Consider the following 16029-nt stretch of genomic DNA (forward strand, 5'->3'; position numbering starts at 1 on the left):
CGAGCAAAATTGAGAGCGCTCTCAGCTCCATGTCTTGACGCCTCCGGCCCCCGGCGCCAGAGTGGCCGCACCCCACAGCTCCTCTTCCCCCACAAGGAGTGCATCCCCATGGCATCTGACATGTCGTCACGCCCCGGCACCCCCTCGCACCGCCTCCCCTCGCGCGGCCTCACCCGCCGGTCGCTGCTCGCCGGTACCGCGGTCGCCGCCGCGGCGACCGCGTTCGGCCTCGGGGGCCGGGCGTCCGCCGCGCCCGCCACGTGCGAACTGGCCCTGGAGAACCGGTCCCTTCCGGGCACGGTCCACGCCTACGTCACCGGCCGTGAACAGGGCACCGGCCGCTGGGTGCTGCTGCGCCCGGGCGGCGGCGTGTACCGCCCCGAGTCGCCCGCCGGCACGATGACGCCGCTGCCCGTGGACTGCGCGATACCCCTGCGCCCGGCCGGCGCGGGCCCGGTCGTGCTGACGCTGCCGCAGATGTACGGCGCCCGTGTCTACTTCGTACGCGACAACAAGCTGGACTTCTTCCTCAACCCCGGCCCCGCCCTGGTCGAACCGGCCTTCGCGACGCCCTCGGACCGCAACTACAACCGGATCTGGTCGTTCGCCGAGTTCACCTTCAACCCGCAGCAGCTGTACGCCAACATCAGCTACGTCGACCTGGTGACCGCGCTGCCCATCGGCCTCACCCTCACCGGCGACGCCACCCACACGGTCGCCCCGCTCCCGGCCGGCGCCGTGCAGCGGATCGCGGACGACCTCGTCGCCCAGGCCGCGCGCGACGGGCAGCCGTGGGACAAGCTGGTCATCCGCGCGTCGAACGGGAGCGTCCTGCGGGTCATCTCCCCGCAGAACCTCATGGCGCCGTACTTCGACCGCCCCGCGCAGATGCCGTTCCGCGACGCGTTCACCGGCTACATCGACCGGGTCTGGCAGAAGTACCGCACCACCGACCTGCGCATCGACCTCCAGGGCGGCCGCGGGGTGCGCACCGGCCGGGTCTACGGCGACGTCCTCACCTTCACCGGCGGCCACAGCTTCACCAAGCCCACGTCGAAGGACGTCTTCACCTGCAACCACGGGCCGTTCGCCAACAACCCCGGCGACTCCGACGACCGCAAGGCGCTGCTGGCCCGGCTCGCCGCGGGCTTCAACCGCACGACGCTCCTCACCCACCCCGACCAGCCGAACGGACCCGCGCCCTCGGACTACTACCGCGACCCGTCCACCAACCACTGGGCGCGCGCCGTCCACGCCCACACCCCGATCGGGTACGCCTTCCCGTACGACGACGTACGCCCCGACGGCCGCCCGGACGTCTCGGGCGCCGCCCACGACGGCAACCCGCGCCGCTTCACCCTGACGGTCGGATAGCCGCGGGCACGACCCCGGACCCCGGTGGCCTCCCGGCAGCGCGCAGGGCGCCGGGCGGCCACCGCATCGCGGGGTCAGGGCGCCCTGGTCAGCCCGTACACGTCCGGGGTGTCCAGGTCGCCCACGTACCGGTAGAGGACGACCCGGTCCCGCGTGCCGCCCACGTGCCACGGGTCCCACGCGCAGGCGTCGACGGCGGTGTGCACCTTCTGCGCCCAGGTGTTCCGCGCCGCCTCGAACGTCCAGGCGCCCCGCCCGGCGCATCTCCCCACGGTCACGGTGAAGTCCTCGCCGAGGGAGTGGGTGGCCCCGCCGGACACCGTCACCGCGCCGTCCGCCGCGAACGTGACCGTCCCGCCCCCGCCGTCCGTCCACGTCCCGACGAGCGCGTCCCGCGCGAGCGCGGGCGGGCGGTACGGCTCCAGCAGGCCCGTGCGCAGCGCGGCGCCGCCGGCGGTGGCGGCGGACAGGACGACGAGGGTGCCCCACAGCGCCACCGGGCCGAACAAGCCGGCCCGCCGCACGCGGCACAGCAGAACCGGAACGGTGAGCGCGACCACGGCGACGAGCCACCACCGAAGGACCGTCAGCGGACCGGCGCCCGCCACGAGCGCGCACCCGCCCACGGGCGCGAGACCGGCGCCCACGACGAGCGGGACCCACCACCACGCCTCGCGGCCGCTGAGGCGCCGCCCGAGAAATCCGCTCAGCCGTACGGCGGGGATCACCAGGAGCACCGAGACGGCCGCCCCGGGCACGGCGCCCGCCACGAGGAAGAACGGCAGGGTCAGCGGCCCGGCGGTGAAGCCGGACCAGGCGTTCGGCACCGGCAGCGTCTCGGCGCGCACCACTGCCGCGACGAGGCCGAGCACCGCCTCCAGGAACAGCACCAGCATCGACACCAGGACCATCCGGCCGTACGACCGTTCCTGTCCCACCGCCGCCACCCCCTCCACGCGCGGCCGACCGCACGGCACCCAGGGCCCCGCGGCGAGCCTCATCCTGTCAGAGCTTTTGAACGCGTTCGATCGAGGGGTGGCCGCGTCCGCGCCCGGCCGTGCGGCGCGGGGCGTACGGAGGAAGGGCGGGGACGGGCGCGGGCCGGTCGGCGGGACCGCTACCCGTCCAGGATCTCGCGTGCCATCCCGCTCACGCCGGGGTCGCCGTCCCGCACCAGCTCCGAGGCGAGCGCCCTCAGCCGCGCCTCGTCCTCACGCGACTGGTGGCAGATGTTGTGGAGCGCGCTGTCGATGTGGTCGCCCGTGTCGTCGTCGGCGACGGCGAGCGCGGCCAGGACGAGGCGCAGACCGTGGACATCCCACCGTTCGAGCAGGGCTTCCGCCGTCTCCTGCGTGACCGCGGTGTCTCGGTCGTCGAGGAGGAGGCGGTGCAGCACCGGCGCGACGCCCGGCTCCCGTGCCGCGACGGCCAGCCGCCGCCCGGCGGCGGCCCTGACCGCCCAGGAGGGGGAGCGCGCGTCCAGCAGGGCCGGGCCGAGCGGGTCATGGGGCTCGCCGGAGATCACCCCCGCATCCTGGCACAGGGCCTGGCGCCCGAGCACGGCCCGCCAGTCCGCGCCCGCCGGTCCGCGCCCGAAGCCGCCCGCCGGGTCGCGCCCGAGCCCTGCCCGTCGGTCTCCGCCCGGCGCGCCGGGAGTGTCTGCCGGTCCGCGCCCGCCGGTGCGCCCCGAGGCGCGCGGGGAGTGCCCGCCGACCGGGAGTCGGCCGGGGCACGCGGTCTCCCGCGCCTGACGCGCGCGGGGGAGCGCCCGACCGCCGGCGGCGCCGGGCGCGCGGGACCGGCACTCCGCGAGGGGGCGGAACGGCCCCGTGCGTCAACGCCCGAAACCGTCCGGCGAAGTGAGCCCCCACCGGCGGGAGACGGGCCCCGCCCGGTGCCCGGCCGACACGGTGGGCGAGACTGGCTCGGGTGATCGTGATGCAGCCCGTCCTGGAGACCCCGTCCACCGACGGTTTCGCGCTGTGGCCCGTCGCGGAGCGCGGAACGTACGGCCTGATGCCGCTCGGCGGCCGGCTGACGCCTGAGGAGGTCGGGGCGGCGGTGATGGGCGTCGCGGAATACAACGACGTCGCGGCGGGCCCCGGCCGCCCCGCCGACCCGCTCGGCTCCTTCGTCCACGGGCTGCTCACCGCCGAGATCCCCCAGGCACCCGGAGGGATGCGGGTCGTGGACGACTCCGGCACCGTCTTCCTGCCGGGCTGCTGCAACGGACTGGAGGAGTGGCGGGACTGGTACCGCGTGCTCGACGGCGACGGCGGTGTCTCGTTCGGCCACGACCCCGACGCGTACGCGGAGCGGCACGGCGACACCGTCCGGCTGACGCCCGACACCTCCCGGAACGGCGGCCCGGTGATCGAGGTTCCGGTTCCGGTGCTGCGGCGGCTTCTGGCCGGTGCCGAGCGGGACTTGGCGGATTTCCTCGGGCTCGTGGGCGACTGGGCGTCCCGCCTGCTGCCCGGCCATGGCGCGCCGGCCGTGGCCGCCGTCGCGCGCGCCGTGGGCATGGAGGGGTGGGAGGCGCCGGCCCCGCGCTAGCGCCGCCGACCGGAGTGCCGCCGGCCGGGTGCCATCGACCGGTGCCTCGCCGTCCCGTGCGCGGCTGTCGGGTGCGACGCGGCCGACCCGTGCGCGGCTGTCCGGTGCGTCGCCGTCCGGTGCGTCGCCGCCCGGTGCGTGGCCGTCCAGTGCGCGGCTGTCCGGTGCGCGCGAGCGTGGCGGCTGTGCGCGCACCGGACGGCCGGAGGCCACGGAGCGGGCGGTGGCTACGGCTTGGGCAGCGCGCAGCCCGGACGGCTGAGGTCGATCTTGTTGCCGGTGCCGACGCAGGGGGCGATCGTGTACGTCTGCTGGGCGTAGTTGATGCCTTGGCGGACGGTCACCGTGCCGTTCTCGTCCACCTCGCACGGGTTGTTGAGGGTGCAGCGGCCACCGGACTCGTTGCCCGTGTTGTTGACGGCGACGACCTTGCCGGTCGCCGTGTCGATCACGGGCGAGCCGGAGGTGCCGCCTATCGTGTCGCAGGCCGCCGTGTACCGGATGGAGTCGGTGAACGTCCAGTCGGCCTCCTTGAGCCGGTAGGCGAATCCGTCCACCGCGCAGCTGTAGATCCGCTTCCAGTAGCCGGAGACGACCTTGATGGCCGTGCCCTGCGCGGGCCGGACCGTGTCCAGTTCCAGCGCCTTGATGCGGTAGCGGGTCTCGATCTGCCGGTACGTGCTGGTGAGTTCGTACAGAGAGACGTCCGTGCCGGTCATCGTCGCGTACGCGATCTTGCCGGCCCGCAGGGTCGCGGCGCGGTTGCCGGCGGAGTTCAGGAGCGTGAAGCTGCGGGTCGAGGGCCGGTTCACGACGACCACGCCGGGGCCCGGCATGCCGCCCTCCAGGCAGTGGCCGTTGGACAGCACCAGGGCCGGGTCGTCCGGCTGCGACTGGGGCAGCCGCACGACGGAGCCGGAGCAGTTGCTGAGGGCCACCGTCCCGGCGAAGTCCACGGCGACGGCCGCGGGGGCCGGCGCGGACGCGGACGCGGGGGCGGAAGCCGGGGCGGACGTTGCCGCCGCCGGCGCCGCGCCGATGCCGAGGAGCGCCAGAGCGAGCAGCGCTCCGGCGAGGGGCTTCTTCATGTGGGGGGTCCTTCCTGGGGGCGGATGGTCATGCGCATTCTTGGGAATGGGCATGTCCCCGACAAGAACTCTTTTTCGGCCAGGGGCACACCGCCCGGCCGCCCGCCGTCTCCGTGACCGCCGTGCCGCCCGCCGCGGCGCCGAACACCGCCCCCGGAGTGAGGCGCCGACCGGAGGGCAGTGGAGACTGCACGGTGAACGGAATGGAGGGACGCGTGATCCCGTCGAAGACGCGGGCCCGGCTGCGGGCCGTGGAACAGCAGCTGTCGGACCCGCCCCCGGCGCGGCTCGACGGCCAGACCGCGATACCCCTGGTGTGGCGGCAGGACGCGCTGTGGCCCGATCCCGCGTCAGACGGCCGTCAGGCGGGGGAAACCCACCGCGCGCCCCGGACCCGCGAGGCTCCGGAGTCCGGCCCCGCGCCCGAGGAGCGCCCGCTCGCCGATGAGGGCTCGGCACGAGAGCCCCGTCCCCTGCGCGGGGCGCGCCAGGCCCGGGCACGAGAGCCCCGTCCCGTACCCGGGGCGCAGCAGGCCCCGGCATCGGGTCCCGCCCGTGAGGAGCGCCCGCTCGCCGAGGCGCCGCCCCCGTCGGCCCCGGACGCCGCCCGCACCCCCGCCCCGCCCCCGCGCTCTCCCCGGCGCCCCGAAGCCGGCGCCGCCCCGGACCCGGCCGCCGAACCGGGCGGCCCCGCCGCCGCTCCGCCGCGTCCACGCGGGAAGCGCCGGTCCCGGCGCCGCCGGCACTCGTTCGACGCGCCCGCCAGGCCGGCGACCCGGCCCCGCCGCGACTACGTGCACGGCCGCCGCGTCGTCCTCGTCACGCCGCTCGGCGAGTACGTGTGACCGGCGCGCCCCCGGCGGCGCACCCCGTCCGCCGCGGCCCGGCCCACACGCCCTCCGGCCGGGCACCCCGTCGGCCCCGCCCCGGCACACCCGCCCCCGGCCGGGCACCCCGCCACGCCGCCGGGCGGGCCGGAGGCGGACGACCGCGCCCGCGGCATGCGAGAACCAGGCCCGCGCGGGCACACGTACGCTGACGAACGGTCCGGCGGTACGACCGGGCCGGGCCGACCGAGGAGGAGCCGCCATGTCCAAGCCCCCGTTGCCCCACGAGGCCGTCGCCCTGCTCCGCAAGCCCAACCCGGCCGTCCTGTCGACGCTCCGCCGCGACGGGCAGCCGGTCTCGACGGCGACCTGGTACCTCTGGGAGGACGACGGCCGGGTGCTGATCAACATGGACGAGGGCCGCAAGCGGCTGGCCCACATCCGCAGGGACCCGCGCGTCACGCTCACCGTGCTCGACGAGCGGTCCTGGTACACCCATGTCACCCTGATCGGCCGGGTGGTGGAGCTGCGGGACGACGAGGGCCTTGCCGACATCGACCGGCTCGCCCGGCACTACCGCGGCAAGGACTACCGGGTACGGGACCGCGCCCGGGTCAGCGCCTGGATCGAGGTGGACCGCTGGCACGGCTGGGGCGCGCTCAAGGACAACGACCAGCCGTGACCTCCGGCGCGGCGCCACGCACCGCGGCATGCACCGCACGGGCCAGGCGCGCGCCCCACAGCGAACGGGGCCCCGCGAACGCGTGGACCTCCACACCGGGGCGCGGCACGCGAGCGGCGACGCACACCGCGTCGGTGGGCGTGCCGGAGCAGTCGTAGCCCGCGTCCAGCAGCGCCTGCACCTTCGCCTCCGTCGCCGTGGCCACGGCGTTGACCAGCGCGGCGTCGCTCAACGCCACCGGCACGGCGACCACGATGTTGACCGTGCCGGGACCGGTCGGCACGGCCGTGCCGGCGGCGGGGGACGCGGCCCAGCCCCGCACCCCGAGCCCGGCCGTCGCGACGGCGCCGACCCCGCCGTCCTCCGCGTGGCCGTACCGGGACACGTCCGCGGCCGTCATCAGCCCCACGCCCGGCCCCCGCGCCCCCGCCGCGGCGGCGAGCCCGGCCAGGTGGCGGTCCGGGTCCGTACGCCGGTAGCCGTGGGACACCTGGGCGTTGAGGACCCAGGCGCGCTCCCCGATCCCGCCGCCCAGGACGGCGCTGCTGACCATCCGCCAGCCGTCGCCGGCGCGCCAGAGCAGCGCGTGCAGCCGCTCCCCGTCCTCGACGCGGGTCAGCCTCCGCACGGGCAGCGCGGCCGCGGCGGCGCCGCGCGGCGCGGGTACGGGGGCGGTCACCGGGCACTCCTGGGACACGGCACTCCTTACGGGACGGGAACCGGCTGATCGTACGCGCGCCCCCGCTCCCACCGCGCGCCCCCGCCCCCACCGCGCGCCACCCCCTCTCGCCTGCCGCGTCCCTGTCGCGTCGGCCGCCTCCGTACGCGCGTGCGAAGTGATCACTCGTTGGTGAGTTCCCGTCTCCCGCCCCCCCACCGGGTCAGAAGGCTGTGGCGGGGCGGCCGGTGCGGCGCCGCCCACCGGCCGGTGGAGGAGGACCATGGGGGACGACAGCGGGCGCGGCGGTCCGCAGGAGCAGGCGGTGCTGCTGGTGGCGGGGCTCGCCGACGTGGCCCTGAGCACCGTGCGGACGGCCGCGGAGACGTTCCGGGGACTGCTGCGCCGCTCCGACCTGCCGGACCTGGCGGCGGAGACCGAACGGGACCTCGCCGCGCGCGGGCGGCTGCTGCTGGACCGGTGCACCGCCCTGCCGCCGCCGCACCTGGAGACCCTCGCCCGGCACGCCGCCACCCGCCGCGCGGAAGCGGAAGCGGAACGGCCCCGGCCCGCCGCCCCGCCGACGGCCGCGGAGGCCACCACGGCCGCGCCACCCCGCCCCGACGGTGACTGACCGCTACGAGCCCGCCGCCTTCAAGGCCCGCGTGGACGCCGTACTGGCGCGGTACACGGAACGGGAAGCGGACGCGCTGGTCGCCGTCGACCCGGAACTGCACCCCGTGGCCCAGCGGCTGGAAGCGGCGGTCGCGCACGGCAAGCGGCTGCGGGCGGCGTTCTGCTACTGGGGCTGGCGGGCGGCCGGCCAGCCGGACAGCGACGCCCTGCTCCGCGCGGCGGCCTCCATGGAACTGGTGCACGCCGCGGCCGTCGTCCACGACGACCTGATCGACGACAGCCCCCTGCGGCACGGCCTGCCCACCGCCCACGTCGCCCTGCGCGCGGCGCTCGGCGGGCGCCCGCACGCCGCGGGCGCCGCCCGGTCCCTCGCCATGCTCGTGGGCGACCTGCTGATGGCGCTCGCCGGGCAGCTGTTCGCGGCCAGCGGCCTGCCCGCCGCGTACCTGGCCCGCGCCCGCCCGCTGTGGGGCGCCCTCGCCCGGGAGCTGATCGCGGGGGAGTGCCTGGAGATCCTGCGCACCGGCACGCCCCCGGACACCGCCGCCTCGCTGCAGGTCGTCCGGTACAAGACCGCCAAGTACACCGTCGAGCAGCCGCTCCTCATCGGCGGCCTCCTCGCCGGGGCGGGGGAGCGGCTGCGCGAGGCCTACCGCGCGTACGGGTTGCCGCTGGGCGAGGCGTTCCAGCTCCGCGACGACCTGCTCGGCCTGTTCGGCGACCCCGCCCGCACCGGCAAGGACGGCGCCGACGACCTGCGCGCCCACCGCCCCACCGCGCTCCTCGCCGAGGCCTGGGCCGTCGCGGACGACACCGAGCGGGCCCGGCTGCGGGCCCTGCTGGGCCGGGCCGACCTCGACGCGGACGGACTGCGCGAGGCACGCGACCTGATGCGCCGCCTCAAGGCCCCCGAGCGGGTCGAGCGGATGATCGCCGCCCGTGTGGAGGAGGCCGTCCGCGCCGTCGACGACATGGACGTCCCGCCGCACGCCGCCGCGGCCCTGACCGCGCTCGCCCACGCGGCGGCCGACCGCCGGTACTGACGCACCCGCCCCGCCGCCGGGCGAGGTATGACGACAAGGAGCAAGGAGCCCCGCGATGACGTACACCGAGGCGTCGATGGACGCCCTGCGGCTCGTCGGCGACGAACTCGCCGACGCGACCGTGGCGACCCTCTTCGAACGGGGAGAGGTGGGGAAGTTCAACACGCTGATGCGGTACGTCTCCACCGTCGGCGCCCCGCTCCCCGAGGGGCTGCCCGACGTGGCCCGCGACTACCTGCGGGAGACCTCCGCGCCCCCGGCCTGGGTCGACTGGGGCGAGATGGAGAAGGCCCGCCTCTTCTTCACCGACAACAACGTGCACATCTCCACCGCCCTGTCGTTCGCTTCCATGCCCGCCTGCTATGTCGTCCCGCACGTGGCGCGGCTCCTGTCCGCGACGCACTCCCTGAAGTACCCGTCCAAACGCATGGCGGAGACCGGCCAGTTCACCGTCTACCTGATGCGGCCCGACGCGTTCGAGGCGGGCAGCCGCTTCGTGCCCGCCGCGCAGAAGGTGCGGCTGCTGCACGCCGCCATCCGGCACCACCTGCGCCGCGAGGACCGCTGGGACGTGGCCGCGCTCGGCACGCCGATCTGCCAGGAGGACATGATCGGTGGCCAGTTGCTGTTCTCGCTGCTGGTGCTGGACAGCCTCCACCGGCTCGGCATCCACATGTCCGACGAGGGGGCGCGGGCGTACTTCTACGCCTGGCGGGTCGTCGGCGCCATGCTCGGCGTCGACCAGGCCGCGTCGCCGGCCACCCTGGAGGACGCCCGCCGCTTCCTCGACCTGTACATGGTCCGGCACATGGGGCCCTCCCCGGAGGGCGCCGAACTCACCAGGCAGCTCATCGACCTGTACGAGCAGGTCGTGCCCGGCACGTTCTTCGACCCGGTCGTCTCCGCCCTCGTCCGCTACCTGATCGGCGACACCTGCGCGGACTGGCTGGACGTGCCCCGCACCCCGTGGGACACCGTCGTCAAGGCGGCGCCGCACCTCCTCGGCCTGCTGGAGAGCCTCGAGGACCGGGCGCCGATGGCCGCGTGGGCACTGGACCGGATCGGCCACCTCACCACCGTCTTCGAACTGTCGTCCCTCACCCGGGGCCGCGTCATGCACTACGCCATCCCGGAGGAGCTGAAGAAGGACTACGGCGTCTCCTCCTCCGTCCCCGTCAACCGCCGCTGGACCCCGCCTCCCCCGACCGTCGGCTGACCACCCGCAGGCTCCACGGACGAACGCGCCGCCACCAGCGCGCGCGAAGCCCGCAGGCCGTCAACTCCGCGCACCGGTGAATCCACCCATCGAGTGGTGAAGGGCGCCCGGCGCGGCGGGCGTTCCGGCCAATCACGCCGGGGCGGCTGGTCGCGCTGGAGCCCGTGCGCCACACGTGGCATGGACGCGACGGCCCCGTGGCGCGGCGCGCCGTCGCGTGTCCCGTACACCCACCGTCAAACCCGCCGGGCGCACTTGGCCGGGACCGGCGGCCGCCCCCTGCCCGCCCACCGCTCCGATGCGCTGTCCTTCCCCTGCCCGCCGGCCGCCCCGGCCCGCGCCTCCGCGTGCCGGCCGACGGCCCGACCGAGCAGTACCCGAAGGGGGAAGGCCCGTGACCACACCCGTTCCGCTGCGCGTCGCACTGGTCAACGGCAGCTTCGAGGAGCCCACCGTCACCGGCGTCGAGATCCTGCCGGACGCCTCCCAGACGCAGGAGGCCCGCCGGGTCCCCGGCTGGCTCACCACCGCGCCCGACCACAGGATCGAACTGTGGCGCTCCGGCTTCAACGGCGTGCCGGCCGCCGACGGCGCCCAGTTCGCCGAACTCAACGCCAACCACGTCTCCACCCTCTACCAGGACCTGCCCACCACCCCCGGCACCACCCTGTACTGGCGGCTCTACCACCGCGGGCGCCTCGGCCTGGACACCATGGCCCTCGACATCGGCGCCCCCGGAGCCACCGTCGAACAGCGCCGGTTCACCGACGGCACCGGCGCCTGGGGCTACTACACCGGCACCTACACCGTGCCGCCGGGCCAGACCATGACCAGGTTCGCCTTCCGCTCCGTCTCGGCGGCCGGCGGCAACCAGAGCGTCGGCAACTTCCTCGACGGGGTGTTCTTCGGCACCGCCCCCCTGGTCGTCCTCACCAAGACCGCCGTCCCGGAGGGCCCGCTGGAGGTCGGCGACGTCATCACGTACCGGATCACCGCCCGCAACGAGGGCGGCGGCGCCGCGGAGAACCTCGTCCTGACCGACGCCGTCCCGGCCGGGACCACCTACGTGCCGGGCTCCCTGCGCATCGTCGACGGCCCCAACACGGGCCCCAAGACCGACCAGCCGGGCGACGACCAGGCATACGTCGCCCCCCAGGGCGACCGGGTCGTCTTCCACCTCGGCAACGGCGCCACCAGCGGGCAGGGCGGCAGCCTCCCCGACACCGGGACGCTGCCGGGCGGCACCACCGTCGAATACCGCGTCACCATCGACGAGGCCGCAGCCGGCGGACGCGTCATCAACACCGCCACCGCCACCTACGAGAACCGCCTCGGCGACACCCCCGAGCCGCTCACCGCCACCTCCGGCGAGGCCGTCACCGAGGTCCGCGCGGCAGCCGACCTGCGCGTCGTCAAATCAGCCGACGCGACCACCGTCACCGTCGGCCAGACCGTCACCTACCGCGTCACCGTACGCAACACCGGCCCCAACGACGCCACCGGAGTCACCCTCTCCGACCAGCTCCCCGACCACCTCGACTACGTCTCCGCCACCGCCACCGCCGGCTCCTACGACCCCGCCACCGGACGCTGGACCGTGGGCGACCTGCCCGAGGGCGCCACCGCCACCCTCACCCTGCGCGCCAAGGCCACCGAGGCGGGCCCCCTCACCAACACCGCCACCGCGGAGGCCAACGAGACCGACCCCCGGCCCGGCGACAACACGGACACCGTCACCGTCTGCGTCGAGGAAGCCGCGCCCTGCGACCCCTGCGCGGGCCCCCGCCCGCCGTCCCCCTGCCCTCCGCAGCCCTGCCCGCCTCCTCCCTGCGGCCCCTGCGGCTCCGCCGACATCGCCCCGGACCCCTGCAACGCCCTGGAGTGCACCCCCACCGGCCTGCTCGTCCCGCGCGTCCGCGTCACCGGGACCTCCGGGCCCGCACCGGCCCGCATCGCCGACAACCGGCAGTCCGTCGACGTCGTCGTCACACCCCCGGCCGCCGGCGACTGCCCGCAGGACCACCGCGTCCGCGCCTACCTCACCCCCGTACGCGGCGAGGCGGCCGTCCCCGTCGCCGACACCGACCTCAGGCCCACCCGCGTCAGCGACACCTGGGCGAACACGCCCCTGCAGGTCACGCTTCCCCACCCGGGCGTGTACCTGGTGCTGGGCGACATCGACACGCAGATCTGCGCGACCGTCGACTACGGCGGCGGGACGAACCTGTGGACCGAGGTCCGCCTCGTCCACGTCCAGAGCGGCGCCGTCGAACTCGGCCCCCGCCAGTCGGCCCAGCATCAGTTCCGCGCCGCCCCGGACACCCGCTTCCAGCACTGCACGCACGGCCCGACCCCGCTGACCGGACTGGTCACGGTCTCGGCCGCGCAGGGCTCGAAGACCGTCCGCGTCCAGGCCATCCTCCGCGGCGGCGGCCCCGGCGACGGCCTCGACGACGCCACCCTCCAGTCCTCCGCCTTCCAGGGCGACCGCTCCTACCTGACGTACGTCAAGATCGCCGACTGACCCGGTACGGCCATCGGCCCGAGAAGGCCACGGCCACCGCCCGCGGCGCCGCCGACCCGACACCGCCGTGGCGACACGGCCACAGCGCCGAGGCCGCCGGAACACCGGGCAGGCGCCCGACCCCGCACCGGGGCCGGGCGCCTCCGTCGTGCTCAGCGCCAGGCGTCAGGGCCGGGGGCCCACCGTCCCCGTGCCGTCGCGGACCGTGATGGCCAGCGCCGGGCACGAGTCCGCCGCGTCCAGGGCCCGCTCGTCCTCACCGATCCGGCCCCGCACCGGCTCCGCGTACGCGCCCTCCAGCCGGAACAGGTCCGGCGCGAGCGCCGCGCACATCCCCGAGCCCATGCACAGCCCCGGATCGACCTCGACCGTCCAGTCCACCGCCCTCACCACCCCACCGGCATCTCGCGCGGCCCGCGCACCAGCATCTGGTTCTTCCACACCACGTCCCCCGCGAGGTGCAGTCCGGGGAAGCGGGTCAGCAGCGCCAGCAGCGCCTCCTGCAGCTCCACCCGCGCCAGCGGCGCCCCCAGGCAGTGGTGGACGCCGTGCCCGAACCCCAGGTGCTGCACGTGCGTGCGGGTGATGTCCAGCCGGCCGGGCGCGGTGAACTTCAGCGCGTCCCGGTTCGCCGCGCCCACCGCGACCAGCACCGGCTCCCCGGCCCGTACGAGGGTGCCGCCCACCTCGACGTCCTCCGTGGCGTACCGGGGGAACGCGGCCCCGCTGCCGAGCGGCACGAACCGCAGCAGCTCCTCCACCGCGCCCGCGATCAGCTCCGGCCGCTCCCGCAGCAGCGCCAGCTGGTCGGGGTGCTCCAGCAGCGCGTACACGAAGTTCGGGATCTGACTGGCCGTCGTCTCGTGACCGGCGACCAGCAGGCCCACGCACAGGTCCACCAGCTCCAGTTCGGTGAGCCGGTCGCCGGTGTCACGGGCGTCGATCAGCGCGGTCATCAGGTCGGGACGCGGGTTCTCCCGGTGGTCCTGGACCAGACCGGCCATGTACGCGCGCAGCTCCTCGCGGTTGCGGAAGAACTCCTCGGCGGTCAGCGAACTGGTGGACAGCGCCGCGTCGCTCCACACCCGGAACTTCGGCTGGTCCTCCTCCGGCACGCCCAGCATCCGGCAGATCACGGCGACCGGGATGGGCAGCGCGTAGTGCTCCACCAGGTCCAGCGGAGGGCCCGTCTCCTCCATGCGGTCGAGGAAGCCGTGCGTCAGCTTCCGGACGTCCGGGCGGAGCTTCTCGACCCGGTGCATCGTGAACGCCTTCGCCACCAGGGTCCGCAGCCGGGTGTGCTCCGGCGGGTCCATGCCCAGGATGCCCGCGTCCTGCTGCGCCTCGGACTGGCGAGGCTCGTCGTGCGAACGGGACGCGGCCCGGCTGAACCGCCGGTCCCCGAGGACGAGGCGGGCGTCGGCGTACCGCGTGGCCAGCCAGGCGGGCTCCCCGTAGGCCATGCGGACGCGTAACAGGCCGGGCCGCTCCAGCGCCTCCTCATAGGCGTCGGCGAGGTCCAGCCCCTCGGGTTCGTTGAACGGATAGGCGATCGGAGTCTCTTCGCGCGCGGTCGTCACGGGGAAACCTCCCTGGTGTAAGCAGCTGCTTACCAACCTAGAGTTGGCCCCGGCGGCGGTCAACGGCGCCTCGTCAGGCCCCGCGCCGGGGCGGCGGACGGCACAGGAAGGGGCGGCTGGGTGGAGTCCGGCAGGACGCAGACCGGGACCGGGACCGGAGCAGCCCGGCGGCGGGGCGGCGGCGGACCGACGCGGGAGCGACTGCTGACCGCGGCGTCGCAGCTGTTCGCCGAACGCGGCTACGAACGGGCGACCGTACGGGACATCGCCGCCCGCGCGGGCGTCAACCAGGCCCTGCTCTTCCGCCACTTCGGATCGAAGCGCGCCCTGTTCGGCGAGGCCATCGCGCGCAGCGGCCTGGAACAGCTGCGTACGACCCCGCCCGAGCGGCTCGTGGAGACGGTCCTGGCCGACATGCTCGCGTCCCCGCCCGACGAGGGCGGCGAGGCGACCGGAGCGGGCCGGTCCCTGGAGACGCTGCTGCGGTCGGTCGGCGCGCAGGACGAGGTGTCGGCGGCGGTCACCTCCCTCGGCGCCGACTACGCCCGCGCCCTCGCCACCCTCGGCGACACCGACGACCGGGCCCTGCGCGCCGACCTCGCCCTCGCCTGGCTGCTCGGCATCGGCCTGATGCGCGTCGTCATCCGCAAGCGCCCCCTGGCCGACGCGGACCCCGCCGAGGTCACCCGCCTCGTCACCGACGCCGTGACCCGCCTGATGCGTGACCCCGGCACGCGGCACGCCCCCGGCGACCCATCCCCGTGCGGCCCCGCCATGTGACGGAGCGCCGGCCCAGCGCCGCGGCCGTGCGCTCGCGTCCGCACGGTTTCCCGTTGGACTGGGGACCGGCCCCCGCGTAGGGTCGTCCAGCCGCGCGGGGAGCCCTGGGGGAGGGGATCCCGCTTCTTCCGGCTGCCCGTCGTCCGACACCCATGGGGGGTCCCTTCACCATGCCCTGCTCCAGATGCGCCGCGACCGAGGTCACCGGCGCTTCCCGTCTCTGCACCCGATGCGAGGCCGCCGCCCCACCCGCCCCGGCATCCGCCGCCCCCACGCCCGCCCCGGCCGCGCAGGTGGCTGAGCACCCTGCGGCCGCCGCGCCGCCCTCGTGGGCGCCGCCGCCGGTCAAGCCGCTCCGCTCGATCGTCGGCCTGTCGTACGGCGTGACCGGACTCCTCGCGCTCGTCGCGCTGTTGGACGCCCTGGCCGCCTACGCCGCGCTGAACTCGTACACGGTGATCGGGAAGCTCTACACGGCGGACGAGGACCAGTACGACGCGCTCACCGCGACGGCGGACCGTGCCGACATGCTGATGTACTTCTCCGCCTCCTTCTCGCTGATGGCCCTGATCGCCACCGGGATCGTCTTCATCGTCTGGTTCCACCGGGCCCGCACCAACGCCGAGGTGTTCGGCCCCGCCGAACAGCGCCGCACCCCGGGCTGGGCGATCGGAGCCTGGTTCATCCCCATCGCCAACCTGTGGATCCCCCGCAGGATCGCCGGCGACATCTGGGACGCGAGCGAACTCGGCGAGCGCGCGCCGCGCGCCGCCTTGAACACCTGGTGGACACTCTGGGTCCTGACCTCGCTGGCCGGCCGCACCGCCGAAAGGCTGTGGGAACGCGCCGAGGAGTACGACGCGGTGCGGCGCGCCGCCCTGGGCCTGGCGGCGAGCAGCGTCCTCGACCTCGTGGCGGCCGTGGCCGCCATCGTGTTCGTCCGGCGGCTCACCGCCATGCAGTACGCCAAGGCCATGGCGCGCCGCACCGGACAGCAGCCGCCCGCGACGGTGGCGGCGAACTGACCCGGGCGGCCGGAGGACCCGTCAGGACGCGCCCCTCGCG

General features: G+C 75.5%; 15 protein-coding genes and 1 pseudogene. 10 read left to right on the forward strand and 6 right to left on the reverse strand.

Features of this window, described 5'->3' with window-relative positions:
• Positions 1 to 120: 120 nt before the first annotated feature.
• The gene (locus tag ACSUPT_RS28475; RefSeq protein ID WP_436946280.1) at positions 121 to 1374 is read left to right on the forward strand and encodes a glycoside hydrolase family 64 protein; all 1254 of its coding nucleotides are present in this window, start codon (positions 121 to 123) and stop codon (positions 1372 to 1374) included.
• Between the two features lie 74 nt (positions 1375 to 1448).
• On the opposite strand, the gene ACSUPT_RS28480 is transcribed toward ACSUPT_RS28475, so the two are convergent.
• Both ACSUPT_RS28480 and ACSUPT_RS28485 read right to left on the reverse strand, forming a co-directional pair.
• Positions 1449 to 2312 carry a hypothetical protein gene (locus ACSUPT_RS28480; RefSeq protein WP_436946068.1) on the reverse strand — a complete coding sequence of 288 codons (864 nt, stop codon included), beginning with the start codon at positions 2310 to 2312 and terminating at the stop codon, positions 1449 to 1451.
• A gap of 179 nt (positions 2313 to 2491) precedes the next feature.
• Entirely contained in the window at positions 2492 to 2899 is a 408-nt protein-coding gene (locus ACSUPT_RS28485) for a HEAT repeat domain-containing protein (RefSeq protein WP_436946069.1), read from the reverse strand.
• 413 nt (positions 2900 to 3312) lie between these two features.
• Between ACSUPT_RS28485 and ACSUPT_RS28490 the strand changes: the two genes are divergently transcribed.
• Positions 3313 to 3930 (forward strand): hypothetical protein, encoded by a 618-nt coding sequence (locus ACSUPT_RS28490; RefSeq protein WP_351966090.1) that lies wholly within the window; start codon positions 3313 to 3315, stop codon positions 3928 to 3930.
• 227 nt (positions 3931 to 4157) lie between these two features.
• Here ACSUPT_RS28490 and ACSUPT_RS28495 read toward each other — a convergent pair whose 3' ends face one another.
• Positions 4158 to 5018, reverse strand: coding sequence for a S1 family peptidase (locus tag ACSUPT_RS28495; RefSeq protein ID WP_351966066.1), 861 nt, complete (start codon positions 5016 to 5018; stop codon positions 4158 to 4160).
• Positions 5019 to 5221: 203 nt separating this feature from the next.
• Here ACSUPT_RS28495 and ACSUPT_RS28500 point away from each other — a divergent pair, with 203 nt between their 5' ends.
• Positions 5222 to 5863, forward strand: coding sequence for a hypothetical protein (locus ACSUPT_RS28500; RefSeq protein ID WP_436946070.1), 642 nt, complete (start codon positions 5222 to 5224; stop codon positions 5861 to 5863).
• Between the two features lie 244 nt (positions 5864 to 6107).
• A complete protein-coding gene (locus tag ACSUPT_RS28505; RefSeq protein ID WP_436946071.1) occupies positions 6108 to 6527 on the forward strand; it encodes a PPOX class F420-dependent oxidoreductase in 420 nt (139 codons plus the stop codon).
• Here the strand turns inward: ACSUPT_RS28505 and ACSUPT_RS28510 are convergent.
• Positions 6505 to 7206, reverse strand: a complete 702-nt coding sequence (locus ACSUPT_RS28510; protein ID WP_436946072.1) for an adenosylcobinamide amidohydrolase — start codon at positions 7204 to 7206, stop codon at positions 6505 to 6507. The genes ACSUPT_RS28505 and ACSUPT_RS28510 overlap by 23 nt on opposite strands.
• A gap of 262 nt (positions 7207 to 7468) precedes the next feature.
• Between ACSUPT_RS28510 and ACSUPT_RS28515 the strand changes: the two genes are divergently transcribed.
• From ACSUPT_RS28515 to ACSUPT_RS28530, 4 genes and pseudogenes are all read left to right on the forward strand, one after another.
• Entirely contained in the window at positions 7469 to 7819 is a 351-nt protein-coding gene (locus ACSUPT_RS28515; RefSeq protein WP_361659540.1) for a polyprenyl synthetase, read from the forward strand.
• Complete coding sequence (locus ACSUPT_RS28520; protein ID WP_436946073.1) at positions 7812 to 8864, forward strand: polyprenyl synthetase family protein; 1053 nt, start codon at positions 7812 to 7814, stop codon at positions 8862 to 8864. Before ACSUPT_RS28515 ends, ACSUPT_RS28520 begins: the two co-directional genes overlap by 8 nt.
• 55 nt (positions 8865 to 8919) lie before the next feature.
• On the forward strand, positions 8920 to 10080 hold the full coding sequence (locus ACSUPT_RS28525; protein WP_351966061.1) for an oxygenase MpaB family protein: 1161 nt from the start codon (positions 8920 to 8922) through the stop codon (positions 10078 to 10080).
• A gap of 394 nt (positions 10081 to 10474) precedes the next feature.
• A pseudogene (locus ACSUPT_RS28530) lies at positions 10475 to 11866 on the forward strand (DUF7507 domain-containing protein); the annotation flags it as partial.
• Between the two features lie 903 nt (positions 11867 to 12769).
• Here ACSUPT_RS28530 and ACSUPT_RS28535 read toward each other — a convergent pair.
• On the reverse strand, positions 12770 to 12994 hold the full coding sequence (locus ACSUPT_RS28535) for a ferredoxin (protein ID WP_361659586.1): 225 nt from the start codon (positions 12992 to 12994) through the stop codon (positions 12770 to 12772).
• Positions 12991 to 14184: a cytochrome P450 gene (locus tag ACSUPT_RS28540; RefSeq protein ID WP_351966053.1), complete on the reverse strand. Its 1194-nt coding sequence runs from the start codon at positions 14182 to 14184 to the stop codon at positions 12991 to 12993. Before ACSUPT_RS28540 ends, ACSUPT_RS28535 begins: the two co-directional genes overlap by 4 nt.
• Positions 14185 to 14304: 120 nt before the next feature.
• Between ACSUPT_RS28540 and ACSUPT_RS28545 the strand changes: the two genes are divergently transcribed.
• Both ACSUPT_RS28545 and ACSUPT_RS28550 read left to right on the forward strand, forming a co-directional pair.
• Positions 14305 to 14964, forward strand: coding sequence for a TetR family transcriptional regulator (locus ACSUPT_RS28545; protein WP_436946074.1), 660 nt, complete (start codon positions 14305 to 14307; stop codon positions 14962 to 14964).
• Positions 14965 to 15257: 293 nt separating this feature from the next.
• Positions 15258 to 15989: a DUF4328 domain-containing protein gene (locus ACSUPT_RS28550; protein WP_436946075.1), complete on the forward strand. Its 732-nt coding sequence runs from the start codon at positions 15258 to 15260 to the stop codon at positions 15987 to 15989.
• The last annotated feature ends 40 nt before the right edge of the window (positions 15990 to 16029 follow it).

It is taken from the genome of Streptomyces sp. SudanB25_2051 (assembly GCF_964272635.1).
Lineage (GTDB): Bacteria > Actinomycetota > Actinomycetes > Streptomycetales > Streptomycetaceae > Streptomyces.